The following is a 23,722-nucleotide window of genomic DNA, read 5'->3' as shown; positions in this document are numbered from 1 at the left end:
CCGCCGTCGAATGGGCGCTCTGTTTTTTGTGCTCCCGGATCGGGGAAGGGGACGCGCCGCCGATCGTGGCTGGCGCCTGGTGAGCGCGGGGATGCGCGTCCAGGGCGCATCGGTGGTTGAGCGTCCATGGACTCCCTGGCTTCCGCCGAGCCGCTGGATTTGATAATCCCGGGGCGCCACGGGGGAGGTTCTCCCGGCTGCCCGGCGGCGCATTTACGACATTCGCGTGAGATCCCCAGGCGCACTCTTCTCCCTCGCGCTCGCCGCTGCCGCCACCTTGCATGCGGGCGAGGCGCGCCCTCAGCCGGCAGGTCGCCCGGCCGGTGAGCCGGCAGGAACCGAGGCGGCGCCGGCGCCCGGCGCACCCCCGGCCGAGCCGCCGGCTCCCGTGGTCCCCGACGGACCGGCCGCCGCGCCCGCCGGGATCGAGGTCACCGTCGAAGGCAACCGGGCTCCGCCGGGCTCCGTCTCGCTCACGCGGCGCGACGTCCGCGAGCTGCCCGGCGCCCTCGGCGACCCCTACCGCGCCATCGAGATCCAGCCCGGCGTGACCTCCATCGCGAGCGGCATGCCGTACTACTACATCCGCGGCGCGCCGCCGGGGAACATCGGCTACTTCTTCAACGGCATCCAGGTCCCGCTCCTCTTTCACGTGGGCGCCGGCCCCAGCGTCATCCCGGCCGCGATGGTCCAGCGCGTCGAGATGCACCTCGGCCCCTATCCCGCGGACATCGGGCGGCTCGCGGGCGCGGCGATCGAGGCCGAGAGCGCGCCGCCGTCCGACGTCTGGCGCGGGGAGGGGAGCCTCCGGTTCGTCGACCTCGGCGGCGTCGTGGAGGGGCCGATGGACAGGGACACCCACGTCCTCGTGGGAGGGCGCTACGCCGCCGGCGCGGCGCTCACCTCGGCGCTCGTCCCGAGCGTCGACGTGGGCTACGCCGACTACCAGGGCCGGATGACGTACCGGCTCGGGCCGGAGGAGCGCTTCACCGTGTTCGCCTTCGGCGCGTACGACTACCTCGCCAGCATCGGCGAGGAGGACGGCGCCGAGGAGACCGATGTCCTCCTCGACAGCGACTTCCACCGCCTGGACCTGCGCTACGACCGCGACGACGCCGCCTCGGGCGCGCGCGTCAGGTCGGCGCTCACCCTCGGGCTCGACCGGTCGCGCGGGGTCGGCGTGGAGAGCGCCGAGGCCTGGAAGCTCAACGCGCGGATGAGCCTGGCCCGGCCCCTCCTCGGGGGGCGCGCGCTCCTGCGGGTGGGCGTCGACGCCGCGGTCGACCGCTACGTGGTGACGCCGCGCCCCAGCGCATCGGACGGCGAGGCCGAAGGCGGCGCGTCCACCGAGGAGGACACGCCCGCCGAGGGGACGGCCCAGCTCGACGAGAGCTTCCCCGAGCTCTTCCGCAGCCGGCTCGACCTCGCGCTGGGCGCGTGGGCGGACGCCCTGCTCGTGCTCGACGAGCGGTCGACCCTCACGCCCGGCGTGCGCGTGGACCACTACACCTCGCTCGGCAAGAGCGCGCTCGCCGTCGATCCGAGGATCGTCGGCCGCTTCGGCGTCGGCGACCACGTGCGGCTCATCCCGGCGTTCGGCCTCGCCTCGCAGCTTCCCGGCCTCGCCCCGCTACCGGCGCTCCAGATCGGCGGCATCCCGGGGGGTCTGCAGCGCAGCCTGCAGTCGAGCTTCGGCGTCGAGGCCGACGCGGGCCCGGTCAACTTCAGCGCCACGGTGTTTCGACAGGCGACCTTCGGCCTGAGCGATCCGATCGGGACGGGCCGCGGCACGAACCTCAGCACGGAGCGCTTCCTCACGCGGAGCCTCGGCGACACGTACGGTCTGGAGCTCGGGGCGCGCGGGGCGCTCCGCCGCGACATGTTCTTCCTGGCGTCGTACACGCTGTCGCGCTCCACGCGCACGCGGGGCAGGTCGACGATCCCCTCCGCCTACGACCGGACGCACGTGGCGCACGTCGCGCTGCTCTACGACCTCGGCAGCGGCTGGCGCGGCGGGATCCGCCACGTCTTTTACACCGGCTTTCCCGCCGACGAGGCCGCCCCGGGCCGCCCCCCGCGCGAGCACCCGGATCGCATCGCGCCGTTCTACCGGCTCGACATGCGCCTGTCGAAGCGCTGGGCGCTGGGCACGCGGAGGTACCTCGGGCTCGTGCTCGACGTGCAGAACGCGACGCTGGCGAAGGAGGTGTTCGACGTGAGCTGCGATGACAGCGGGTGCACGCCGCGGAAGATCGGGCCTATCACGATGCCCGGGCTCGCGATCGAGGGCGGTTTCTGAGGGCAAAGCGGCCGGCGACTCCGTGGTAGACCGGCTGATCCGGCGGCTCGCAAGCTACCGGTGAAGCACCTCGAAGAGCTGCTTCAACATGAGGTACGTCAGCCCCCAGACGACCCGCTCGTCCACGAGCAGGCATGGGAGCTGGAGGACGTTGCCCTCGTGCGTGTACGCATAACGCGAGGTGCGCTCGCCGCGCGCGAGCGGCCCGAGCGGCGTCCAGACCGCCTCGGCCACCTCGCCGCTCAGGGTGAGCTCCGGCGTGGAGCGGAGCGCGAAGACGAACGGGGCGACGATCATCCCGGCGCGCCGCCCGCGCGCGACCGCCGGGACCTCGGGCAGGCGCGCGAGCAGGGTCCCGTGCGCCGCGAGGTCGATCCCCACCTCCTCCCGCGTCTCGCGGATCGCGGTGGCGAGCAGGCTCTCGTCCGCCGGTTCGCGCCGCCCGCCCGGGAGCGCCATGTGCCCCGACCAGGGATCGGCCGGGTGCTCGGCCCGGCGGATCAGGAGGAGCTCGGCCTCCCCGGGCTCCCGGCCCCCCGCAGGCTCGAGCGCCGTGCCCAGAGGCCCCGCCGGCGCCCGCAAGATCGCGGCGACCGCGGCCTGGCGCTCCTGCGTGAGCAGGTCGAGCGCGGCCTCGCGCCCGTCGAGGCGGGCCATGATGGCGGAGAGGTCGTAGGAGGAGAGCACCGTGATCAGGATAGCATAATATCTACCGGTATTTAGAGCGCAGCGGCCGGCGGCGCTCAGGGATCGCGCTCGCGGCGGGCCCGGATGCAAGGCGCGCAGGCCGCTCGTCGGGCCTCGGCCATGGCGCGGCGCACCGCGGCCCGCCGTGCGAGCACCGTCAGGGAGCCGCCGTGGCGAAGGTGTCCCACGCGTCGCAGAGCTCTCCCTTCAGGCCGGCCTGCGGAGCGAACTCGAGATCGAGGGCGAGGCTCTCGTCCCCCTCCGCTTCATACCTCGGCCACGCGACGGCGCCCTCGCCGTTGGGGTCCCCGCTCGCCGCGTGGCGCGACCAGTACCCCATGATTTCCTGCGACATTCCGAGCTCGTCCTCGGTCAGCGGTTCCGGCAACACCAAGGTCGGGTTGCCGAACACGAACTTGATCTCGGACGAATGGAAGGAGCCGAGATCGCCGAGCAGCGAGCTCTCGGGCGCATAGGTGAAATGATAGAGATACGTCGCTGCGCCGCCGCCCGCGATCGCGCGCGCCGCCCGCCGCGTCGGGCACACGAACATCGAATCGCCCAGCGCCGCGATCGCCGCCGCCTGCGCCGAGCCGTAGGTCTCGCTCGGGTAGAGCGCCACCACCTCCTCGCCATGGCCTGGGGCGAGCGTCTCGGCGAACGCCTCGAACGCGGCGTCGTCGGCGACCGTCGCGGACTCGCCCCAGAGCGTGACGAAGAGCGTGCCCTCATCCGCGTTGCTGCCGAGGATCGTCGGCACCTTCTCGAAGCTCCCGGCCTCGAGGAGCTTGCCCGGCGCGTCGGGGAGGTTCCATCCGTCGACGACCGGGAACCACGTCGGGCCGGCGCCCTCGAGGAAGGCCGCGCCCCGCGGCAGCGCGCTCATGATCTCCTCGGCCGACTTGCCGCGAAGGCACTCGAGGACGGAAGGCGCGTCGGTGCAGCCCAGCGCCTCGACGAACTCTTGCCCCTGCGCGCTGGCCGTCGCCTCGTCCGCGGCGGAGTCGCACGGTCCGCTCTCGATGATGGCGCGCTGGAACAGGCCTTTGCTCCTGGGCGACACCAGGTGCATGCAGACGCTGATGCCGCCCGCGGACTCGCCGAACAGGGTGACCCCGCCCGGATCCCCGCCGAACGCGGCGATGTTGGCCTTGACCCACTCGAGCGCGGCGCGCTGGTCCTCGAGGCCGTACCCGCCCGTCGAGGGGTGATCGGGATCCTCCGACTTGAGCTCCGGGAGGGCGAGGAACCCGAGCGGGCCGAGGCGGTAGTTGAAGGTGACCACCACCGAGCCGGTCGCTTCGGAGAGCGCCCGGCCGTCGTAATCGGCCTCTCCGCCGCTGCCGAGCTCGAAGCCGCCGCCGTGAATCCAGACGAGGACGGGCAGCGGCGAGGACGCCGGGCGCTCGGGCGTCCAGACGTTGAGGGTGAGGCAGTCCTCTCCCGAGCTCTCATTGAAGCCCGGGGTGAGCAGGTTCAGCTGCGAGCAGGGGATACCCACCTCGACGGCAGCCCGCGGCTCGGTCCACGGCTCGTGCGGCGCGGGCGATCTCCAGCGCAGGTCCCCGACCGGCGGCGCGGCGTACGGGATGCCCAGGAAGGTGCGCGTCGCGCCGACGCGCGCGCCCTCCACCGGACCCGCCTCCGTCTCGACGAGCAGCGCAGCCTCCTCGCCGCCGCCGGACCCACCGGCGCCGCCCGAGCCACCTGCGCCGCCCGAGCCGCCGGTGCCGCCCGAGCCGCCGGCGCCCTCCAGAGCCGGTTCGCTCGAGCTGCAGGCGGCAGCGAGCAAGCCAAGAAGAATGGTGTGCGACAATGAAGGTCGAATGGGCATGATCTTCTCCGTCATGAGCAAACCCTGAACGCAGAACCGTGGGAAGAGGAGAGCGCGGCGCCGAGGACGCAGGGGGCGATGAAGGCCGCCAGTCGGCGGAGCAACGTTCTGTGCACGCGGAATTCAACCATGAAGCGCGAGCGGTGGTACTGGAATTTGACGCCGTTGCCTGAGGAGCTCCCCCTGTGACAGCTTCGTGCAGCGGGGCAGGGCAGTCTTGACATGGCGGATGGCGCGAACTCCTTCTGTGCGCATGGCAACTCATCGGAAAGACGGGATCGAGGGCGGCGCCGGGCGTCGAGGGGCTCCGGCGCATAGGTACCAGGGCCGCGCGGCCCGCATCGGGAGATCAGGCTGGTCCGGGCTGCTGACGTGCATGGTCATGGCCGGCGCCCTGGCCGAGAGCGCGTGCGGCTCGGATCCGGACCCCGGGGGGGCCGGAGGAACCGGCGGCATGGCCGCGTCCAGCGGGAGCGCGGGCGGCGAGGGCGCGACCACGGCGACGGGCGCGGGGGGAGAGGGGGGTGGAGGCGAGATCACGCCGGTCATGCCCGATATCCACCCCGAGGTGTTCGGCACGTTCGACACGTCGGAGCTGACGGTGTTCGCGTTCAGCCAGGTCGAGGTACACGAGGCGGATCCCCAGGTGATCGAGCTCGCCCCGGACATGGTGCCAAGAGCGTGGCAGCGCTGGCGCGACACCGGGATCCAGGCCGACGATTATGACGCCGAGTACCTGGCGAGCTGCCGCGAGCGTGGAATCCGTTTTGTCGCGGGCAGCACCGCATCCATCGTCTTCGACGACGAGGTCGACAGCGAGGAGCAGTTTCTGGAGCAGACAACGCGCAACGCCGCGGGCGAGCTCGTCGCCCACGACCAGATCGTGCCAGGCGCCCACCGGTCGAGCATGGCGTCCCCGAGCTACCGGGCGCGGCTCGTCGAGATCGGCAAGCTCCAGATCGACCTCGGCGTCGACGGGCTGAACTTCGACGAGATCAACGGCGGCTACGGGGGCGCGGAGTACGACGGCAACGAGGGGTTCGACGATCACCATGTCGCGGACTTCGGCAACTACCTCTGTCGCAAGCACGGCCGCCGTCCGGACGGCTGGCAGCAGGGGTTCGATCTCCTCCCGGAGGACGGGCTCGACTGCGGAGGAGCGCCCGAGACCGCCGGGAGAGGCTTCGATTTCCGCGGCTACCTCCAGCGCGTGAACGCCACGGTGAAGCCCTTCGACAGCGGGAACAAGCTGCTCGTCGAGGAGTGGGGCCGGACCGTGGGAAACCGGCCAGACCCGCAGCTCGGGACCTTCGTCGAGGTCTATCCGGCGCTCGTCTACTGGCAGGAGGTCGTGCTCGAGCTCCGCCGCTACGCGCGCGAGCAGCACGGCCGCGAGATCTTCATCTCGTCGAACGGCATCGTGCCGTTCGTCGACCTGCAGAGCGTGGGTCTGTACGACTGGAACATCGACGGCGATGGCCCGCGCGGCATGAACTGGGTGCCTGTCGTGGAGGGACACCTCGACGGGACCGTGTCATTCCAGGCAGCCCTGCGGGGGCTCAAGGCGCGCTCGAAGCGCGTTCAGGAGCTCGTCGGCGGCAAGGAAGTCCCGCTGATGCTGTTCCTGGACTGGCCCAACGACATGATGAACCGCTACTACGGGCTCCCGCTGGAGGAGCGGAAGGACTACTTCCGCATCTTCGCCGCAGAGGTCTATGCGAACGGCCTGTACTTCGCCCTGCCGCTGCACACGACAACGGACGAGAGCACGGCGACCGCGCTCGAGATGATGGAGTTCTTCGCGCGCTTCCGCGACTTCTACAAGTCCCACGAGGATCTGTACCACGGAGCGACCGACCTCCCAGGGCCGGCGACCCTCTCCTTCGAGGAGTGCGCGTCCGCCGAGCAGCCCGAGACCTGCGCGGGCGAGAAGAAGATGAGCCACAACCTCGTGCGGCTCGCGGACGGCCGCACGGTGCTCCACGTGATCAACCACGAGTACAGCGCAGGCGTGGTGGAGCAGGAGGGGGTGACGGTGAGCTTCCCCGCCGACGCGAGCCCGACGCAGGTCACTGTCGCGTCGATCGACTTCGAGGAAGATCGCGTGGTGCCCTTCTCGTACGAGGACGGCGTGGTCACGGCGGAGATCGGGGCGCTCCCGGCCTCCGTCGCGATCGTCGCCGAGTGAGCTGGGCAGCGCCGCAAGCTCAGCTGTCCACCCGGGGCGCATCGCCGACCTTCTCCGGGCCAGGCCCGCAGCCCAGCGCGACGAGCCTGAGGTGGGTCTGGCCGCGCGCCATGCCGCTCAGCAGCGCTATGGCGCAAGCGGCGGCGCGTGCTCGCCTGTGCGGGTGGCACCGGAGCGCGGCTCGACCGACATCTCGCCGGTGAGCACCGTCAGCGCGACCTTGATGGCGATCGTGAGCACCATGAAACCGACGGCCCAGATGCCTGCCGTGATCTTCCACTCGGCCATCGAGGGCACGTACTCGACGAGCTCGTGAAGGGTGCTCGGCACGAAGCCGGGGATGATGAGGCCCATGCCCTTCTCGATCCAGACGCCAGTGAAGGCGGCGACGCAGGCCGCGTTGAGGTAGGCACGGCTCCCGCGGCTCGCCGGCAGGTGCAGGAGCGCCGCGGAGGTCATGTTCAGCGCGACGGCCGACCAGATCCACGGCACGAGCGCGCTCTTGCCGTGCAGGCCGAAGAACAGGTAGGTCACCGCAGTGCTGTGCGTGCCCCCGGTGTAGAGCGACGTGAAGAGCTCCGAGCCCAGCATGAACAGGTTGAGCAGGACGGTCACGCGGAGCACGGAGGTGAGCGTGCGGATCGGCCCGTCGCCCACGTGCAGCCGGGTCAGCCGGGCGACGAGCTGCAGCAGCAGGATCACGAAGGCCGGGCCCGTGATGAAGGCAGAGGCGATGAAGCGGGGGGCGAGCAGCGCCGAGTTCCAGAAGGGGCGCCCGCCGAGGCCCGAGTAGAGGAACGCCGTCACCGTGTGGATCGAGACCGCCCAGCCGATGGACAGGAACACGAACGGCAGATACCACTTTCTGTCCGGCTTCCTGCCCAGGTACCTCGTGTAGATGAGGTAACCCGAGATGTGCAGGTTGATGAACAGATAGCCGTTCAGGACGATGACGTCCCAGGTCAGCATCGAGATTGGCCAGTTGAACCGCCCGAGCCCGGGCAAGATGTGCCAGAACCTGTCGGGGCGCCCCATGTCGGCGACGATGAACAGGAGGCACACGACGATGGCGGCGATCGCGAGGAGCTCGCCGAGGATCACGACGTCGTGCATCTCGTGGTCGTCGTAGAGATACGCCGGGATCACCATCATCACGGCGCCCGCCGCGAGCCCCACGCCGAAGGTGAAGTTCGCGATGTAAAGGCCCCACGAGACATGGTCGCTCATGCCGGTGACCCGCATGCCCTCGACGAGCTGGTGGGCCCAGGCGTTCGCCCCGACGAGGGCGATCGCCGTGAGCACGGTCATCCAGAGGTAGAAGCGCCACGAGCCCTCGAAGCTCTGGCCGATCACCCGGAGGAGGAAGCGCGGGTAGGTGATGGCGTGTGTGTCCTTGCCCATCGTGGCTCCGCTCGCTCAGACGTCGAAGAAGTAGAAGAACCGCGGCCGCGTGCCGAGCTCCTCCTTGAGGACGAAGATCCGCTTGTTCTCGAGCACCCAGCGGATCTCGCTCTTCGGATCCAGGAGGTTGCCGAAGACGCGCGCGCCCGTGGGACAGGCCTCGAGGCACGCCGGCATCCGGCCCTCGCGCGTCCGATGCAGGCAGAAGGTGCACTTCTCCACCACGCCCTGAGGCCGGATGCGGTTCGACAGGTAGCCCTGGTCCGGGTTGATCTCGTCCGCGGGCACCTCGGGCTTCGTCCAGTTGAAGCGCCGCGCGTGGTAGGGGCAGGCGGCCTCGCAGTAGCGGCAGCCGATGCACCAGTTGTAATCGACCGCGACGATGCCGTCGGGCTCCTTCCAGGTCGCCTGGACGGGGCAGACCTTGACGCAAGGCGCGTTGTCGCACTGCTGGCACTGCACCGGCAGGTAGTACTTGCCCTTCGCGGGCACGGCGTGCTCGTACGTCGCGTCGCCCTTCTCCATGTCGAAGCTGCCCTGATCCATCTCGAGCACGCGAATGTAAGAGTTGTTCGTGCGCCGATCGTGGTTGTTCTCCAGGTGGCACGCCTCGGCGCACTTGCGGCAGCCGATGCACACGCTCAAGCTGAGCGCGTAGCCGAACTGCACCCCTTCCTGCGGGCGAATGTCGCGGATCGTGACCTCGCGGCCGTACTCCTCGCGCGTCTCTCGCTCGAGGCGGCGGATGACCTCCGCGAGCTCATCGCTCGTGAGCTCCTTGTAGTGGCGCTGCAGGAACTGATCGAGCGAGAGGTCCTTGCTCCACGCGCGGAGCGGCTCCATTGCGTGGGCGAACGCGGAGGCGCCGAGCGTGGCTCCGAGCACCTTGAGCGCGACGCGCCTTGTGGTCTGGGTCATCGGTGGGCTCCTTCTCCTGTGCCGCGCGCCTCCACGAAGCGGTCGCGCGGGGGCAGGACGGGCATCGACGGCTGGAACGCCGGCACGTGCGGATCGTGGCAGTCGACGCAGTGGTTGCGCACCCGCGCCCCGCCCGCGTAACTGCCGTTCATCCCGCCGTGCGCCCCGTTCGCGTAGTCGCGGAGCTGGGGGCCGTGGCATTGGGCGCAGAGCTGCATGGCGTCGCGCATCGGGAGGAGCGTGCCATCGGCCTTGCGCAGCGTGTCCTGCTCGCCGATCACATGGCACGAGGCGCAGCTCAGCCCGCCGTGCTCGAACCTCAGCCCTACGTGGAACTCGTCGAGCTCCGCCGTCGAGGTCGGCAGCGCATCGGGCCTGCGGAGCGAATGGCACGTCACGCACGCCGCGCGGATCGGCCGGCCCAGGGAGTCCCGTTTGTCCGTCGAGACACCGGAGAGCTTGTCAGGGCGGTGGATGCTCGCGGAGGCGATCGGCGTCGCGTCGAGCGCGGGGCGCAGCCCGGGCGGCTGGTCGCGACCCTGGCAGCCTGCCGTGTGCGCCACGCACAGGAATCCCAGGATCGCGGCGGCCCCGGGAAGAGGAAGAGAGGAGTGCACGGCTCGATCCACATCGCACGCCACGTGCCATCGCGCGCGTCCGGGGCGGCGCCGCGGCCCGCGGCGGAGCACGGTGCAGGGCGCGCGTCGCGACGCACCGTTTGCGCATCACGGCGGTCCTCGTGCGCCGCGGATCTCCAATGGGGCGCAGGGACAGGCCGCGATGCGCAGGCGTTCCGGCGACGACCTCGCGTGGCCCGGACGTTGCGAAGCTGCGATGCGACGCTCGACCCGCTCGACCGCATCCACCCGAACAACCCCAACCAGGCGTGCCGATGCCCATCAGTGCTCTTGTCATCACGCTCTCCGATGAGCCCAGCGCGCGAGCGCGCGCGTGTCGCTCGCTCGCCGCAGAGGCGGCGCTCTCGCTCGGTCCTCCGTCGGGTTCGAGGCTACCCGCGATCGCCGAGACAGCGACGCTGGTCGCCGGGGAAGAGCTCGTGGAGCGGGTGCTCTGCACCGACGGGGTGGACTTCGTCGACGTGGTCTCGGTCGACTTCTCGGACCTGGAGCCATGATGGATCGCCGCGAATTCCTGAGGTGCTCCGCGATGGGCGCGGCGACCGTGGCCGCCAGTCGGCTCGCGCTGGGCAAGGACGGGGTCGCCGCCGCCCAGGCGGCGCCCGCGGCGGGGATCACCTCCGATGTGGTCTGGAACAAGGCGCCGTGCAGGTTCTGCGGCACCGGCTGCCACGTGCAGGTGGGCGTGAGAGGGGGCCGCGTGGTCGCGGTCGCGGGCGATCAGAGCGCAGACGTCAACAAGGGCCTGCTCTGCGTGAAGGGGTATCACGTCGGCCTCGCCCTCTACGGCAGAGACCGGCTCACGAGGCCGCTGCTCCGCAGGAACGGCAAGCTCGAGCCCATCGGCTGGGACGAGGCCATCGCGATCGTCGCGCGGCGCGCGATGCAGAACCCGGCGGGGTTCGCGCTCTACGGCAGCGGCCAGTGGACGATCCCCGAGGGGTACGCGGCGAACAAGCTCGTGAAGGCGGGGCTCGGGAACAACCAGATCGACCCGAACGCGCGCCTCTGCATGGCATCGGCGGTGACAGGCTTCCTCTCCACCTACGGCGTGGACGAGCCGGCCGGCTGCTACGAGGATCTCGACAGGTGTGATGTCCTCCTCATGTGGGGGAACAACCCGGCCGAGATGCACCCCGTGCTCTTCTCGCGCGTCGTCGACCGGCGATCGAGGGGCGAGCAGGTGCTCCTCATCGATCTCACGACGCGGCGCACGCGCACCTCGGGCTTCTGCCAGCACACGCTGTATTTCAAGCCGAACACCGATCTTGCGATCGCGAACGGCATCGCGCACTTGCTCGTCGAGCGCGGGACGTTCGACCGGGCGTTCGTCGACCGGTTCTGCAACTTCCGGAAGCGGACCGAGCACCCGACCCTCGAGGGGCAGCCGATGAGCTTCGAGGAGTACAAGATGGCGCTGGCCGAGTACACGCCGGAGCGGGTGGAGGCGATCTCGGGCGTCGCCGCGAAGGACATCCGGATGCTGGCGGATCTCTTCGGTCGCCGCGATCTGCGGATCACGAGCCTCTGGTGCATGGGGATGAACCAGCACACCCGCGGCACCGCGATCAACGATCTGGTGCACGGCGTGCACCTGCTCAGCGGCCATTTCGGCAAGCCCGGCGACGCTCCGACCAGCCTGACGGGCCAGCCGTCGGCCTGCGGCACGGTGCGTGAGGTGGGCACGCTCGCCCACGGGCTCCCCGGCGGCCTCGTCGTCACGAACGCCGAGCACCGGAAGGAGGCCGAGCACCTCTGGAACCTGCCCGAGGGGCGGATCAACCCGAAGCCCGGCTACCACACGGTCGACCTCTGGAAGCGCTTCTCGACCCCGAAGGAGCAGGGGGGCGACATCGACACCATCTGGGTGATGGTGACCAATCCAGGCCAGTCGTTGCCGAACACGAACGAGCTCTTCGACGCGAGCCGCAAGATCCCGGGCAAGTTCCTGATCGTGTCCGACGTCTACCCGACGGCCACGGTGCGCGCCGCGGATCTTGTCCTGCCCTCGGCCATGTGGGTCGAAAAGAACGGGATGTTCGGCAACTCCGAGCGCCGCACGCAGCAGTGGTTCAAGATGGTCGAGCCGCCCGGCGAGGCGCGGGACGATGCATGGCAGATCCTCGCCGTGGCGCGCAAGCTCCACGACATGGGCTTCGCCGGGATGAAGGACAAGGACGGCCGTTTCCTGTTCGACATCCGGAAGAACGGCAAGGAAGTGCCAGTCTGGGACTACAAGCATTACCACGACGTCAACGTCGACGAGCAGCTCTTCGAGGAGTACCGCGAGTTTACCCGGTTCAAGCACAAGGACCTGGCGCCGTACCGCGAGTACGTCAAGGCGCGGGGCCTGCGCTGGCCCGTGGTCGAGCAGCCCGACGGCTCGTGGCGGGAGACGCGGTTCCGCTTCGCGAGGTTCGACGACCCTTATGCCACGAAGGACGAGATCCAGTTTTACCATTCGGTGACCAAGGACGACCGGGCGCTCATCTGGTTTCACCCCTACGAGCCGCCGCCCGAGTCGCCCGACGCGGAGTATCCGTTCTGGCTGTGCACGGGCCGCGTCCTCGAACACTGGCACACGGGGTCGCTCACCATGAGGATACCCCAGCTACAGCGGGCGATGCCGCAGTCGTACCTGGAGATGAACCGCGAGGACGCGCGGAGGCTCGGTGTCGGCGACGGCGAGGTCGTCCTCCTGGAGAGCCGGCGCGGCGCGCTCGAGCTGCCTGTCTGGATCGAGGGCCGCGGCGCGCCGCCGCCTGGCACGGTGTTCGTGCCGTTCTTCGATGAGACCGTGATGGTGAACCGCGCGACGCTCGAGGCGTATGATCCGCTCTCGAAGCAGCCGGACTACAAGAAGTGCGCGGTCAGGATCCGGCGCAGGCCGCAGGGCAAGCGGGGAGAGGCGCGATGAAGGACGCTCGCGGCCTTCACGTCGGCCTCGCCGCGATCGTCGCCGTCGCGGCGGCGGGCTACTTCTCGGGGGTCCGCGGCACGGAGCAGGGGGTGGCGGTGCTGCGCGGCGACGCCCCGCTGCCCTCCGCGAGCGTCGAGGCGCGCAGCTACGCCGACATGCGCGAGCGCGCGCACGGCCCGAACGCGAGCATGTACGAGGGCGCATTCGCCCGGCTCGAGGCGGCGCACGCCGATCTCTACGCGCCTGTCGAGCCGTCGGAGGCCGATCGAGAGGCGGCGCTCGAGCGGCGCGCTTCCCGCCGCGCCTATGACGGCGCGCCGCCCACGATCCCGCATCGCATCGAGCAGCTCGGCGTCCCGGATTGCCTCTCGTGCCACGAGCGCGGGCTGCGCGTCGCGAACCTCACCGCGCCCATGATGAGCCACCGTCGCTATGAGAGCTGCACGCAGTGCCATGTCGTCGGCGCCGACCCGAGGCCGCTCGCGGAGACGCCGCCTCCGCCCGACAACACCTTTGCGGGCATGGCGTCGCCGCGGCGAGGCGCCCGCGCCTACGAGGCCGCGCCGCCCACGATCCCGCACCCGACGCTGATGCGCTCGGAGTGCGCGAGCTGCCATGGCGTCCATGGCGCCCTCGGCATTCGCTCGACCCACCCTTACCGGCAGAGCTGCACCCAGTGCCACGCGCCTTCGGCAGAGCTGGATCAACGCGCGCCCAGGCCTCTCCCCGCGTGGCCACCGCCGAGCATGGGAGCGGACAGGCCATGAAGCTCCCCTCCATGAAGGAGACAAATAACGATCCCGAGATCGCGCTGCCGCCCTTGCAGGAGGCGGTGCTCGACGAGGAGACCCTCGATCAGCTCTTCTTCGACATCGCCGAGGCAGCGGAGCTCGTCTCGGTGTCGTTCAAGGCCGGTGCGACCGCCCGCGCAGGGGACCTCCCGCGGGCCGGAAGCGGAAGTGGCGAGCTCGCCCTCGCCCGCCGCGCGCTCCGCGATGGGACGGCGCTCGGCGTGCAGATCCGTTATCGCTTCGCGGGCTCGGAGTGGTGGGACACGCTGCTCCGGATCCCCTCCGGCGTGCGCCTCGTGCGCGTCCGGATCGAAGACGCCCTCGGATAGCGCATCGCGCCCGCGCGGCGCCGTCAGTCGGTGACCAGAGAGCGCCTCAGAGGCCGACGGTCGCCCGGAAGAACTGGCCGTGTCCCTCGATGGCGTAGGTCCCCGACGAGAACGGGACGAAGATCGAGCCACCCTGGCGGAGATCGCGGGCAGCGCCGCGCGCGTCGACCAGCGAGGCCTGTCCCCGGGTGCAGAGGACGATCTCGGGGCCTCGGCGGTCATCGGTCCTCCAGGGGGCCGCGGCGTCGAGGTCGATGCGGGAGAGCCGGAACTCCGGCGCTGGGGTGTCATAGAAGGACTCCACGCCCACCGGGCGCGGCACGATGGGCTCGACACGCCACGGCGCGAAATCGAGGACGCGAATGAGCTCGTCGACGTTGACGCGCTTCGGCGTGAGCCCGCCGCGCAGCACGTTGTCGGAGCTCGCCATGATCTCGATCCCGACCCCTTGCACATAGGCGTGCAGCCGGCGCGGCGGGAGGTACAGCGCCTCGCCCGGCTCGAGGTGCACGTCGTTGAGCAGGAGCGCGATCACGACGCCGACGTCGCCCGGGTAGAGCTCGTGCAGGCGGAGCGCCCAGCCAGCGGCCCGCGCGAGCCATCCGCCCGCCTGGGCGCGCGCCCTGCACGCCTCGACCACCGAGGACACGAGCTCGCGCCGGGCTGCCGGTTCGAGCGCGAGCAGGCCCTGGACGAGCCGCGCGACCGCGGCCGCGTCGATCGCATCGCCGCTGCGCGGGACGAGCGCGTCCCCTGGCCCTCCGGCGAGGAGCTCGAAGACCTCCGGCAAGGCCGTGGCCGGCCGGAAACCGCAGAGGGCGTCGAACGGGGTGAGCGCGCAGATGAGCTCGGGTTTGTGGTGCGGGTCCCGGTAGGTGCGCTCCGGGGCGTCGATCGGGACGCCGGCAGCGTTCTCCGCGTCGAACCCACGCCGCGCCTGCGCCTCGTCCGGGTGTGCCTGGAGCGACAGCGGCTGGTCGGCCGCGAGCACCTTGAGCAGAAAGGGGAGCCGAGCGCCAAAGCGATCGCGCGTCGGTCCGCCGAGGAATGCGTCCGCACGCTTGGAGATCGCGTCGATCAGGCGCTCGCGGCCCCCGTCGAGCTCGATGCACGAGGAGGCCGCCGGGTGGGCGCCCATCCAGAGCTCGGCCTGCGGTTTGTCGGAGGGGCGCTGTCCGAGCAGCGTCGCGATGGCGTCCCGGGAGCCCCAGGCGTACTCCTGAACACGGTTCTCGAGCGAAAACATTGGGATAGCGTGCTCCTGCAAGGCGCCACCCTACCTCATGGCACCGGAGAAATCAGCTCTTGAGCGGGCTTTGAGCAGGCGCCGTTCCGGCTTTACGGGGTCGTGCGAGCGCTCTACGCTCGCCGGATGACGATGCGCCAGGACGACGCGAGGTTCACGCCCATCCTTGCGAGGCTGCGCGACGCCGCGCTGGCCTATCCCGAGGCCGTGGAGGAGTTCCCCTGGGGCGACCGTGTCGCCAAGGTGCGCGGGAAGATCTTCGTCTTCCTCAATACCCATGAAGGGAAGCTCCATGTCACGGCCAAGCTCCCGCAATCGGGCGAGGCCGCGCTCATGCTGCCGTTCGCGGAGCCGACGGGGTACAACCTCGGCAAGAGCGGCTGGGTGACGGCGCGCTTCGGGCCGAAGGACCGCGTGCCCGAGGCGATGCTGCTCGAGTGGATCGAGGAGAGCTATCGCGCGGTGGCGCCGAAGCGGGCTTTGCAGTCGCTGGATGGCGCGGCGCCGGGGAGGCCAGGGAAGCCAGTGAAGACGAGCGCTCCCGGAGAGCGTGCGGCGGCGAGCCAGCGAGGGGCGCAGGCGACCGCCGCTGCAACGGGGAAGGCCTTGGCGAAGAAGGGGATTCCCGTCAAGAAGGCGGCGGCGGAGAAGGGAACTCCGGCGCAGCCGGCGGCGAAGAAGGGGACTCCTGCCAAAAAGGTGGCGGCGAAGAAGGGGACTCCGGGGAAGGAAGCGGCGGCGAAGAAGGGGGCGCCTGCCAAGAAGGCGGCGGAGAGAGCGGCTTTCATCAAGAAGGCGGCGGAGAAGGAGAGCCGGCGAAGCCCATAACGCTTGTGCACGAGGCGGCGCCAGCGGAGGCGGCCAGCGCGCCCGGCCGGTGAGGCTGAGTGTGTTCGTTGCCGCCCCCGCGCGTCGAGACGGGCTCTACACGCCGACGGAGGAACATCGATGCGCCACCGCGAGCCATCCAGGGATGCGTCGTCCGAGCCGCAACCGCATTCCGCCAGGCGTCCTTCGTCCCCACCACGGTGGCGCCGGGTCCGGTCCGTCGTGCTCGCCCTCGCCGTGCTCTACCTCCTCGCGGTGGCGTCGATCTGGCTCGCACTGCCCATCCTGGGCGACCGGTGGTGGCCAGGGACGCTCTTTCTCTTCGGCCCGCGCAAGATCGTCGCCCTTCCTCTCCTCGTGATCGTGCCCGCCGCGCTCCTCGTGCAGCGCCGCGCTCTCCTCCCGGCGGCGCTGGCGTCCGCGATCGTGGCCGGGCCGATCCTCGGTTTCACGTTCTCGCTCCGGGCCCTTTCCGGAGACGCCGATGACGCCGATCTGCGCGTCGCCTCCTTCAACACGGGGAGCCGCGCCATGAACATCGATCGACTCAAGGGCTTCGTGGCCGAGACTCGGCCCGACGTGCTCGCTCTGCAGGAGTGTTCGGCGCCGGAGTCGGAGCTGAGCGCCGCATTTCCGGGATGGTCCGTCCACGTTGATACCGGGATGTGCCTTGTGAGCCGGCACCCTCTCCTCAAGGTCGAGTCCAGGGATCGCCGCGACGTCTGGGATAAAGGCGGCCACGGCGCGATCCTCCGCTACGCCATCGCGCTGCCGGACGCGCTACGGCCGAGCTCAGAGGAGCCGCGCGGGACCCGTGTCTTCAGTTTCCTCAACCTGCACCTGGAGACGCCCCGCGAGGCGATCGAGGCGCTGATGCACGGCCTGTGGAAGCAGGCGGAGGAGCACGACCGCGTCATCGCATTGCGTGCCTGGGAGTCCGAGCTGGCGCGGCAGTGGGTCGACGAGGCGCCCTATCCGGTCGTCATCGCCGGCGACTTCAACATGCCGGTCGACAGCGCCATCTACCGGCGCTTCTGGGCAGGCTTCGAGAACGCGTTCTCGCGCGCCGGCCTGGGGTTCGGCGCGACGAAGCGCACGCGCTGGTTTGGCGTCCGCATCGACCACGTGCTCGCCGGGCCTGGCTGGACGACCGAGCGCGCATGGATCGGCCCGGATCTCGGCTCGGATCATCTCCCCATCGTCGCCGACCTGCGCTGGAGCGGTACCCCGCTTTAGCGCGGCGTCGCCGCGACAACGAGCGGGGGAAGTTCGAGCCAGCCCGTCATGCGTGCGCGGGGCGCGGGCCGCACAGCGGGCGCAGCGCCTCGCGCTCGGCCGCGGACAGCACCGTGATGGGGTACTTCGGATTGCCGCTCGCGCGATCGAAGAACGGATGCGGCCACGCCTTGCCGCGGAGCGTCCAGCCAAGCAGCTTCCGGGCCGCGTGCGCGAGGAAGCGCACGCTCGGCCTCACCGACCCGGGCGGCGGCTCGCCGATCGCGAACTTGCCCATGATCGCGCCACGCGGCGCGCCGAAGACCTCGTCGCACGGGCGCGCGCTCGGGGCTTGCTGGAACAGCTCGGTGACGATGCCGACGAACGGCAGTCGCGGCGTCAACGTGTTGCCGAGCGGCGTCTTGCAGCAGCTCGCATACCAGCGATAGAGGCCCTTCGGCGTCAGGCGCGCCGCGGCGACGAGCTCGCCGCCGCGGTCGAAGGAGATCGCCGAAGGAGCCACCTGCACGATGTCCGTGCCGCCGTGCTCATCGAGCAGGTCGGCGCGGCCGAGATGGTGCAAGAACGCCTGACAGTCGTCGCAGTAGCAGACGGCGCGGTTCACCGCGTCCGGCGATGCATCGCGCAGCCATCCATGGACCTTTCCGCATCGACACTGGAGCTCGACGTCTCTGGACATTCGGCTCGCATAGCACGGCTTGACGCGCGCCGCGCGCACTTCTGGTCGTCAGCGGTCGAGGAAGTCCATCAGCCAGGTCATGGCCGGCCGCATCGTGCCGTTCGGCTGCTGGAGGCCCGTGTTGGCCCTCCAGGTGGAGCCGACGATGTAGCCCCACAGCGTGATGCCAGGGACGGAAGGGTGATTCCAGAACATCGTGAACTGTTCCTGCATCACCCGGCGCTGATCCTCGTCGTTCGCGATGCCGATGTCGTACTCGGTGATGTACACGGGCTTGCCCAGGGACGCGAGCTTGTCGATGTACCCCTTCACCGTGTTGGTGTTGAGCTTGTATGCGTCGTGGGCCTGCGCGCCGAGCGCGTCGACCGGGGCGCCCGCGTTGATCACCGCCCTCGCGATCCGCATGAAGTTCTGGTGCTCGCCCTCGTACTCGATGTTGTTGTAGTCGTTGAGGATGAGCTTCGCGTTCGGGCAGAACTCGCGAGCCCACTTGAAGGAGTTGACGATCCAGTCATAGCCGCTGGCGCCGTCGCCGCCGATGCCGTTCTTGTAAGAGGGCGTCGTGTGCGGCGGCGGCTCGTTGACGACGTCGATGTACTTCGTGTCGGGGTAGCGCGTGCAGAACGACCGCATCCAGTCCCTCACGGCCGCTTGCTGCTCCGACGCGGAGAGGCTCGCGATCCAGTCGGGCTGCTGGCTTCCCCAAACGAACGTATGCTGTTTGAACGGGATGCCGTTGTCCTTCGCGTACTTGTAGATCGCGTCGAGCTTGCTCCAGTCCTTCTGGCCGCGGGCCCTCTCGACGGAGCCCCACTTGCCCTCGTTCTCGGGGGTGATCTGGTTCCAGTAGTTCGCGAAGCCGGTGCGCACGGCGCCATTCGTCGTGATGTTGCCGACGAACTTCGCGCCGGTCGGGGTGCCGCCGCCAGAGCCGCCCGAACCGCCGGAGCCACCCGCGCCGCCCCCGCCGCCGGAGCCGCCTGCCCCGCTGCTCGTCGAGGAGCTCGAGGACGAGCTCGAGCTGCTGCTGCTCGATGAGGAGCTCGAGGACGAGCTCGAACTGCTGCTACTCGATGAGGAAGTGCTCGAGCCTCCATTGCCCTTGACCGAGACGATCGTGGGGCTCCCGGTGCCGTTCGCGCAGAACCCCCATGCCGTGGAACGGCCCGCGGCCAGCGAGCCATTGTAGGTCTCGTTGGTGACGTTCAGCTGCCCGCCCGACGTCGTGGCGCGCGCGTTCCACAGGTTGGCCAGCGTGGCGCCGTTGAGCCCGATGACCAGACCCCAGGATGTTGCCGGGCTGTTGCTCGTATTCGTCACGGTCACGTTCGCGCAGTAGCCACCGGTCCATTGCGACTGGAACGTGAGCTCGGCTTTCATCGTGTTGTCCGGGCTGCTCAACCCCGACTCGAGGGTGTCGCTGTCCTCCAGGTCAGCAGGTTCGATGGCACAGGCGACCAGGCAGCACGCGAACGAAAAGGAGATAGAGCCAAGTAAGCGATCGATACGCATAAGGTTCTCCATGATCCGGCCGGCGGAGCCGCAGGATTGCGTCCAAAGCGAATAAGTAAAACAGAGCTACGTCTGCGAGCCCTGCCGCCCATCGGGTCGAATTTGTAAGATTGCGGCCAGAGCGATATGCAATCGACAATGGCCGTTGCACGATCACACCGTGACTGTCGAAGCAAGAATTACACACGCCATGCCCGGCGCGAGACGAGGCCGAGCATGGCATGTGACTTAAGCATGCAGATGGGATCCGATGTCAAGCGCTTCGCGCGATCGGTTTCCTGATACAGTCACGTTGCATTCACTGGCCCGCGACGGAACGACGTGCGCGCCGTACGCGCCGTCCGCCCTCGTGCAGCAGCAACGATGGCTCGATGGCCGAGCTGTGTAGTCAGGAGGATACCGTTGCTTCCGCCGTCTGCGGGCGCGAGGTCAGAAGCCTGGGTGGATGTGTGGCGCGCGGGCCGCGCTCACCCCGCGGGGTGTGTCTCGGCGTCCGCGCAGCAGCGGAAGCCGACCTCGTAGCCGTAGTCGTCTTCCTTGTGAAAGGTCGTCATCGGGCGGCACTGGCTCCGGATCGGACCCCACCATCCGCCCTTGAGCCCGCTTCGGTAAGGGGCCTTCTGGTCGGTGCGCACAACCCACTCGTTGACGTTGCCGTTCAGGTCGAAGACGCCCGCCCACGAGGCGCACTCCGCGCGCCCGCCGGCCGGCTCGCGGCCGTCCAGGCGCGCGAGCTCGGCGGCGCATCGCGCGTTCTGCTGGCACGCTGCGTAGTGGAGCAGCCGCTGCGAGTGATCCGGAAAGCGGTAGTCCCGGTCCTGGTTGCACGTCTCGGCATTCCGCTCGTAGCCGTAGACATAAGGCAGCGATTCGGGACCTTCGCAGGCGAAATTGAACTCGGCCTCGGTGCAGAGCCGCTTGCCCTCCGCCGCGCAAAGCCCGGCGGCTTGCTCCCACGAGGTCAGCGTGCGCGGCAGCGCGCCCGGGACGTTCGGGTACTCGTACCGATCCATGCAGAATGAGAGATGCTCGGTCTTCTCAGCGACGCACCGCGACGGCTCGCGGAATCGCAAGCATCGGGCGGCAACCCCCGGCTCGCCGTGGCGCTTTGTCCATTCGGGATGGTACTCGAGGCATTCCTGCACCACGGCGCTGCAATACTCGCCCTCCACCCGCACCATCCCGTCGGGGCAACCCTGGGTCGAGCCGGGCAGCGCGATCGGCACCTCGATCATCGTCGGCTGGTCCAGCGGCTCGTCATTCTCTGCGGCCGCAGGCTCGACCGCCAGCGGGTCGGACATCTCTGCCTCCGTCGCCGGCGTCTCGACCGGCAGCGGGTCGGACATCTCCGCCGACTGCTCGGGAATCTCGACGTGCCGGGCGTCGCCTCCACCTCCGCCCCCGCTCCCGTCGCTGTACGAGGGGCCGCTGCAGCTCAAGGTCGCAACGCCAAGCAGTGTCATTACCGTGAAACCCAGGATACGCACGTTAACCTCTTCCCACGTTTGGCTACATCAGCCTACAGGCGTGGGCCAAAATTGATGCTGACCCGGGCTCGCCTCGATTTCTCGCGAGCGTCGGGAGCCACGGGGAGGCATTGCAAGATCTCGGCCTGCTGCCGTACCCCGGAAAAGCCCTGCTACGGGGCTGTTGGCCGTGGCTTTGTCCCGTGGCGTGGCCGCCCGGTGGTCCAGGCTGGCCGGCCAGCGCGGCCACCCCGGCCCACCGGCCCACGCGCGACCTGCGCGCCCTGCGTCCTCATTGCGCGGCTGGCTGACCGCCGGCTGTTGTGGGCGCTCCGCGGGAGTCCGCTTGAATCCTGGTGGAAGAGGTCAGAGCGCGTCCAGTATCCGCGGAACTGCATGGCCAGTTGCAGGTCTGGAAGTCTCGGTGTGCGCCGCGATCGCTGGCGCTGGCGCCGGCCTCCGGCGGCCGAGCGATGCGAACGGGCACCGAGGCGCCACGGCCCTCGACGGGGGATGCGACGATGGATCGAGCTCGGAACCAATTCGCCAAGCCCGCTTCATCGAGCTTTGCAGAGGAGCGGGCGCGAGCGCAAGAATGGGTAGGGTTATGTTACGTTATGGTGAATTGCACGAGGTAATGAGTTGACCCTTGGCGGGCATCGGGGTCAGGGCCGCCGCTTCTACACGGGGTTCCCCTCGTCGTCCCACGTGGAGAAGCCGGGCGCGTCCGGGTGATGGGTCCTCACCACGCAGAAGCGCTGGCCGGTCGGCGCTTCGAGCACCCACCATGTCGATGCCTGCGTGACCCGCTTGGCGCCGACCCGCTCGAGACGGCGCACCTCGGCTTCGACATCGTCGGTCTCGATATCGAGGTGAACGCGGCTCCCGTGCTTCACGCTCTGCACCTCGACCGAAAGATCGCGCGCAGACGCGTCCAGGCGGACGTAGGCCTCGCCGTCTTGGCCGCGCGATCGCATCCCGAGCGCCGCGCTCCAGAAGCGCGCGGCGCCGTCGAGATCGTCGGTTCGGCAGTCGATGATGAACCCAGCCAGGCGACTCTTGTGCATGCGGTCTGTTAGCACGGCTACCACGGTGCGGCCGTGACGTGACGCGCCCAGGTGAGATTGCTGCCTACGCACCAGCGGATGGGGTGCGTCGCCGTGGTCAGAGGTCCAGCGTCGGCTCCTGGAGCATCAGGCTCACGTCCGCCACGCCGGGCAACGCCTGCAGGCTCGTCACGAGGCCGGCCCGCATGTCGGGGTGGCGAACGCGGATCTGGTAAGCGTGCTCCATGACGGCGCCCTGCGCCGCCTCGCGCAGGGTGACGAGCGAGAAGGTGCCGCAGTGCTCGCGGAGGATGCCCGCGATCGGGCCGGCGATCTCCGCGCCGGCCTGGCCAGCCGGCGCCACGAACCGGAGCAGCCCGTCCGGCTGCCGGCGCGACCCATAGCCGGTGACGTGGAGCAAGAGCGTCGCGACGCCGAACATCGCCGCCCCCGCGATCGCCGCGCCGTAGGCCCGCGCGCCGCTCGCCATGCCGATGGTGAGCGACGCGAAGACGAACACGACATCGCGCGGATCGCGCATCGTGGTGCGGAACCGGATCGCGGAGACGCCCCCCGCGATCCCGATGCCAGCCGCGATGTTGTTGCCGACGGCGAGCATGAGCGTGCACGTGATGATGCTGCCCAGCGCCATGCTCTGCACGACCGTCCGGGAGTACGAGAGGCCGCGGAACGTGAGCATGTAGACGCCGGCGATGCCCTGCGTGAGCCCGAAGGCGACGAGCAGGGCGATGAGCGCGTCGCGCCACTCGACGGCCTGGCCGTGCGAGAGCGCCGCCAGCCAGTCCATCATCGCCACCCTGCGACCCGGGTCGCCCGCGCCTCCGGGAGCGTCAGCTGCGCGGTGACGCCGTAGCAGTACTTGGAGAACGAGTGCCGGACGAGGTCGAGGCGCCGCACGAGCGCCACCATCCACGCAGGCGGCCTGCGCTCGAACTTGAGCTCGAGGACGCAGACGGGCTCCGGCGTCTGCGTCTGGACGGGGTGGTCGACCGGGCGCCAGCCCCCCTCGGAGGCGTCGAGATCCATCGTCTCCCTGCGCTGACAGACGATCTTCCGGTCAAACGTCAGGCGCGCGTAGGTGTCGAGGGTGCTCTCGTACGCCTCGCGCTCGTAGTCGACAAGGAGCGTCGGCCTGAGGTCGTGGCGGTGGAACGCGCCGATGAACTTCTCCGCGGCCTTCCGCGCGCCCGGCGAGAGCCGATCGAGCGAGGCGGGGCGGCCGGGCGCGAGCAGATCGCGCCACTCGCTCGCTGGCGCCGCCGCGCGCGACTTGATGATCACATCCTGGACGCGCCGCTTCACCTCCAGGAAGGCCGGGCTGGTCTTCCCGGGATAGGTGCGCACCCGCAGCTTGAAGCGGTCGCGTTGCTCGCGGGCGTTGGCCCAGTAGAGGTCGAACCCGCGGGTGTCGAGGTAGAGCGACCGGATGCGGTATACACCGTCCGGGCCGGCGTACCGGTCGAGCCGGCCGATCGAGCAGGCCGTGGCCCGGATCGCCGGGACCAGACGCTCCGGCACCAGGTACTTGAACTCATATCGTTCGATGACGTCCAGGACTCTCGCCTCCTCGGTCGTCAAGGGCAAGCGCGTCGCGCTGCGGCGCGTCGCGAAGTTGTTACGGTAACCACGCAATAATGACACAAATTTCGCCGGCGTCCGCAAGCGGAATCATGGCCGGCTCCC

Annotated in this window: 20 protein-coding genes; 8 read left to right on the top strand and 12 right to left on the bottom strand. The window is 69.7% G+C overall.

What is annotated here, in order from left to right:
• Positions 1–226 precede the first annotated feature (226 nt).
• Complete coding sequence (locus WME79_RS26495; protein WP_437520294.1) at positions 227–2,299, top strand: TonB-dependent receptor plug domain-containing protein; 2,073 nt, start codon at positions 227–229, stop codon at positions 2,297–2,299.
• Between the two features lie 54 nt (positions 2,300–2,353).
• Here WME79_RS26495 and WME79_RS26490 read toward each other — a convergent pair whose 3' ends face one another.
• A complete protein-coding gene (locus WME79_RS26490; RefSeq protein WP_437520292.1) occupies positions 2,354–2,986 on the bottom strand; it encodes an NUDIX hydrolase in 633 nt (210 codons plus the stop codon).
• Positions 2,987–3,143: 157 nt separating this feature from the next.
• Positions 3,144–4,835, bottom strand: coding sequence for a carboxylesterase/lipase family protein (locus WME79_RS26485; RefSeq protein ID WP_437520291.1), 1,692 nt, complete (start codon positions 4,833–4,835; stop codon positions 3,144–3,146).
• Between the two features lie 367 nt (positions 4,836–5,202).
• Here WME79_RS26485 and WME79_RS26480 point away from each other — a divergent pair, with 367 nt between their 5' ends.
• Complete coding sequence (locus tag WME79_RS26480; RefSeq protein ID WP_437520290.1) at positions 5,203–7,008, top strand: hypothetical protein; 1,806 nt, start codon at positions 5,203–5,205, stop codon at positions 7,006–7,008.
• A 126-nt stretch (positions 7,009–7,134) separates the two neighbouring features.
• Here WME79_RS26480 and dsrP read toward each other — a convergent pair whose 3' ends face one another.
• Genes dsrP through WME79_RS26465 form a run of 3 tightly spaced genes read right to left on the bottom strand, consistent with a single transcriptional unit; the run spans position 7,135 to position 9,944 of the window.
• Complete coding sequence (gene dsrP / locus WME79_RS26475; protein ID WP_437520288.1) at positions 7,135–8,409, bottom strand: sulfate reduction electron transfer complex DsrMKJOP subunit DsrP; 1,275 nt, start codon at positions 8,407–8,409, stop codon at positions 7,135–7,137.
• 15 nt (positions 8,410–8,424) lie between these two features.
• Positions 8,425–9,327, bottom strand: coding sequence for a 4Fe-4S dicluster domain-containing protein (locus tag WME79_RS26470; protein ID WP_437520287.1), 903 nt, complete (start codon positions 9,325–9,327; stop codon positions 8,425–8,427).
• Positions 9,324–9,944, bottom strand: a complete 621-nt coding sequence (locus tag WME79_RS26465) for a hypothetical protein (RefSeq protein WP_437520286.1) — start codon at positions 9,942–9,944, stop codon at positions 9,324–9,326. Before WME79_RS26465 ends, WME79_RS26470 begins: the two co-directional genes overlap by 4 nt.
• Positions 9,945–10,219: 275 nt before the next feature.
• Here WME79_RS26465 and WME79_RS26460 point away from each other — a divergent pair, with 275 nt between their 5' ends.
• Genes WME79_RS26460 through WME79_RS26445 form a run of 4 tightly spaced genes read left to right on the top strand, consistent with a single transcriptional unit; the run spans position 10,220 to position 14,005 of the window.
• Positions 10,220–10,462, top strand: a complete 243-nt coding sequence (locus WME79_RS26460) for a hypothetical protein (protein WP_437520285.1) — start codon at positions 10,220–10,222, stop codon at positions 10,460–10,462.
• 32 nt (positions 10,463–10,494) lie between these two features.
• Positions 10,495–12,882, top strand: coding sequence for a molybdopterin-dependent oxidoreductase (locus tag WME79_RS26455; RefSeq protein WP_437520283.1), 2,388 nt, complete (start codon positions 10,495–10,497; stop codon positions 12,880–12,882).
• On the top strand, positions 12,879–13,652 hold the full coding sequence (locus WME79_RS26450) for a nitrate reductase cytochrome c-type subunit (protein ID WP_437520281.1): 774 nt from the start codon (positions 12,879–12,881) through the stop codon (positions 13,650–13,652). Before WME79_RS26455 ends, WME79_RS26450 begins: the two co-directional genes overlap by 4 nt.
• Positions 13,649–14,005, top strand: coding sequence for a hypothetical protein (locus tag WME79_RS26445; protein ID WP_437520279.1), 357 nt, complete (start codon positions 13,649–13,651; stop codon positions 14,003–14,005). The genes WME79_RS26450 and WME79_RS26445 overlap by 4 nt, the downstream gene beginning before the upstream one ends.
• Before the next feature lie 46 nt (positions 14,006–14,051).
• Here the strand turns inward: WME79_RS26445 and manA are convergent, their stop codons facing one another.
• The gene (gene manA / locus WME79_RS26440; RefSeq protein ID WP_437520278.1) at positions 14,052–15,251 is read right to left on the bottom strand and encodes a mannose-6-phosphate isomerase, class I; all 1,200 of its coding nucleotides are present in this window, start codon (positions 15,249–15,251) and stop codon (positions 14,052–14,054) included.
• 126 nt (positions 15,252–15,377) lie between these two features.
• Between manA and WME79_RS26435 the strand changes: the two genes are divergently transcribed.
• Together WME79_RS26435 and WME79_RS26430 are read left to right on the top strand one after the other, a co-directional pair.
• Entirely contained in the window at positions 15,378–16,079 is a 702-nt protein-coding gene (locus tag WME79_RS26435; RefSeq protein ID WP_437520276.1) for an MmcQ/YjbR family DNA-binding protein, read from the top strand.
• Between the two features lie 222 nt (positions 16,080–16,301).
• A complete protein-coding gene (locus WME79_RS26430) occupies positions 16,302–17,315 on the top strand; it encodes an endonuclease/exonuclease/phosphatase family protein (protein WP_437520274.1) in 1,014 nt (337 codons plus the stop codon).
• Between the two features lie 46 nt (positions 17,316–17,361).
• Here the strand turns inward: WME79_RS26430 and WME79_RS26425 are convergent, their stop codons facing one another.
• The 6 genes from WME79_RS26425 to WME79_RS26400 all read right to left on the bottom strand — a co-directional run bounded on the left by WME79_RS26425 (position 17,362) and on the right by WME79_RS26400 (position 23,617).
• Positions 17,362–17,994, bottom strand: coding sequence for a DUF6151 family protein (locus WME79_RS26425; RefSeq protein WP_437520272.1), 633 nt, complete (start codon positions 17,992–17,994; stop codon positions 17,362–17,364).
• Between the two features lie 48 nt (positions 17,995–18,042).
• Entirely contained in the window at positions 18,043–19,506 is a 1,464-nt protein-coding gene (locus WME79_RS26420; RefSeq protein WP_437520271.1) for an endo-1,4-beta-xylanase, read from the bottom strand.
• Positions 19,507–19,973: 467 nt separating this feature from the next.
• Positions 19,974–20,945: an SUMF1/EgtB/PvdO family nonheme iron enzyme gene (locus tag WME79_RS26415; protein WP_437520269.1), complete on the bottom strand. Its 972-nt coding sequence runs from the start codon at positions 20,943–20,945 to the stop codon at positions 19,974–19,976.
• 707 nt (positions 20,946–21,652) lie between these two features.
• Positions 21,653–22,039, bottom strand: a complete 387-nt coding sequence (locus WME79_RS26410; protein WP_437520267.1) for a VOC family protein — start codon at positions 22,037–22,039, stop codon at positions 21,653–21,655.
• Between the two features lie 97 nt (positions 22,040–22,136).
• Positions 22,137–22,829 carry a DUF4956 domain-containing protein gene (locus tag WME79_RS26405; RefSeq protein WP_437520265.1) on the bottom strand — a complete coding sequence of 231 codons (693 nt, stop codon included), beginning with the start codon at positions 22,827–22,829 and terminating at the stop codon, positions 22,137–22,139.
• Positions 22,826–23,617 (bottom strand): polyphosphate polymerase domain-containing protein, encoded by a 792-nt coding sequence (locus WME79_RS26400; RefSeq protein ID WP_437520264.1) that lies wholly within the window; start codon positions 23,615–23,617, stop codon positions 22,826–22,828. Before WME79_RS26400 ends, WME79_RS26405 begins: the two co-directional genes overlap by 4 nt.
• Between the last annotated feature and the right edge of the window lie 105 nt (positions 23,618–23,722).

This window comes from Sorangium sp. So ce726 (assembly GCF_051521405.1).
GTDB lineage: Bacteria > Myxococcota_A > Polyangia > Polyangiales > Polyangiaceae > Sorangium.
The sequence above is the reverse complement of the archived record's forward strand: the minus strand, read 5'-3'. Positions and strand labels throughout refer to the sequence as shown.

Bases quoted from the DNA above. Each gene is read 5' to 3' on its own strand.
- WME79_RS26420 (WP_437520271.1), bottom strand. From the start codon at position 19,506: ATGCGTATCGATCGCTTACTTGGCTCTATCTCCTTTTCGTTCGCGTGC.
- WME79_RS26445 (WP_437520279.1), top strand. From the start codon at position 13,649: ATGAAGCTCCCCTCCATGAAGGAGACAAATAACGATCCCGAGATCGCG.
- WME79_RS26480 (WP_437520290.1), top strand. From the start codon at position 5,203: ATGGCCGGCGCCCTGGCCGAGAGCGCGTGCGGCTCGGATCCGGACCCC.
- WME79_RS26460 (WP_437520285.1), top strand. From the start codon at position 10,220: ATGCCCATCAGTGCTCTTGTCATCACGCTCTCCGATGAGCCCAGCGCG.
- WME79_RS26410 (WP_437520267.1), bottom strand. From the start codon at position 22,039: ATGCACAAGAGTCGCCTGGCTGGGTTCATCATCGACTGCCGAACCGAC.
- WME79_RS26435 (WP_437520276.1), top strand. From the start codon at position 15,378: ATGACGATGCGCCAGGACGACGCGAGGTTCACGCCCATCCTTGCGAGG.
- manA (WP_437520278.1), bottom strand. From the start codon at position 15,251: ATGTTTTCGCTCGAGAACCGTGTTCAGGAGTACGCCTGGGGCTCCCGG.
- WME79_RS26455 (WP_437520283.1), top strand. From the start codon at position 10,495: ATGGGCGCGGCGACCGTGGCCGCCAGTCGGCTCGCGCTGGGCAAGGAC.
- WME79_RS26405 (WP_437520265.1), bottom strand. From the start codon at position 22,829: ATGATGGACTGGCTGGCGGCGCTCTCGCACGGCCAGGCCGTCGAGTGG.
- WME79_RS26470 (WP_437520287.1), bottom strand. From the start codon at position 9,327: ATGACCCAGACCACAAGGCGCGTCGCGCTCAAGGTGCTCGGAGCCACG.
- WME79_RS26425 (WP_437520272.1), bottom strand. From the start codon at position 17,994: ATGTCCAGAGACGTCGAGCTCCAGTGTCGATGCGGAAAGGTCCATGGA.
- dsrP (WP_437520288.1), bottom strand. From the start codon at position 8,409: ATGGGCAAGGACACACACGCCATCACCTACCCGCGCTTCCTCCTCCGG.
- WME79_RS26450 (WP_437520281.1), top strand. From the start codon at position 12,879: ATGAAGGACGCTCGCGGCCTTCACGTCGGCCTCGCCGCGATCGTCGCC.
- WME79_RS26485 (WP_437520291.1), bottom strand. From the start codon at position 4,835: ATGACGGAGAAGATCATGCCCATTCGACCTTCATTGTCGCACACCATT.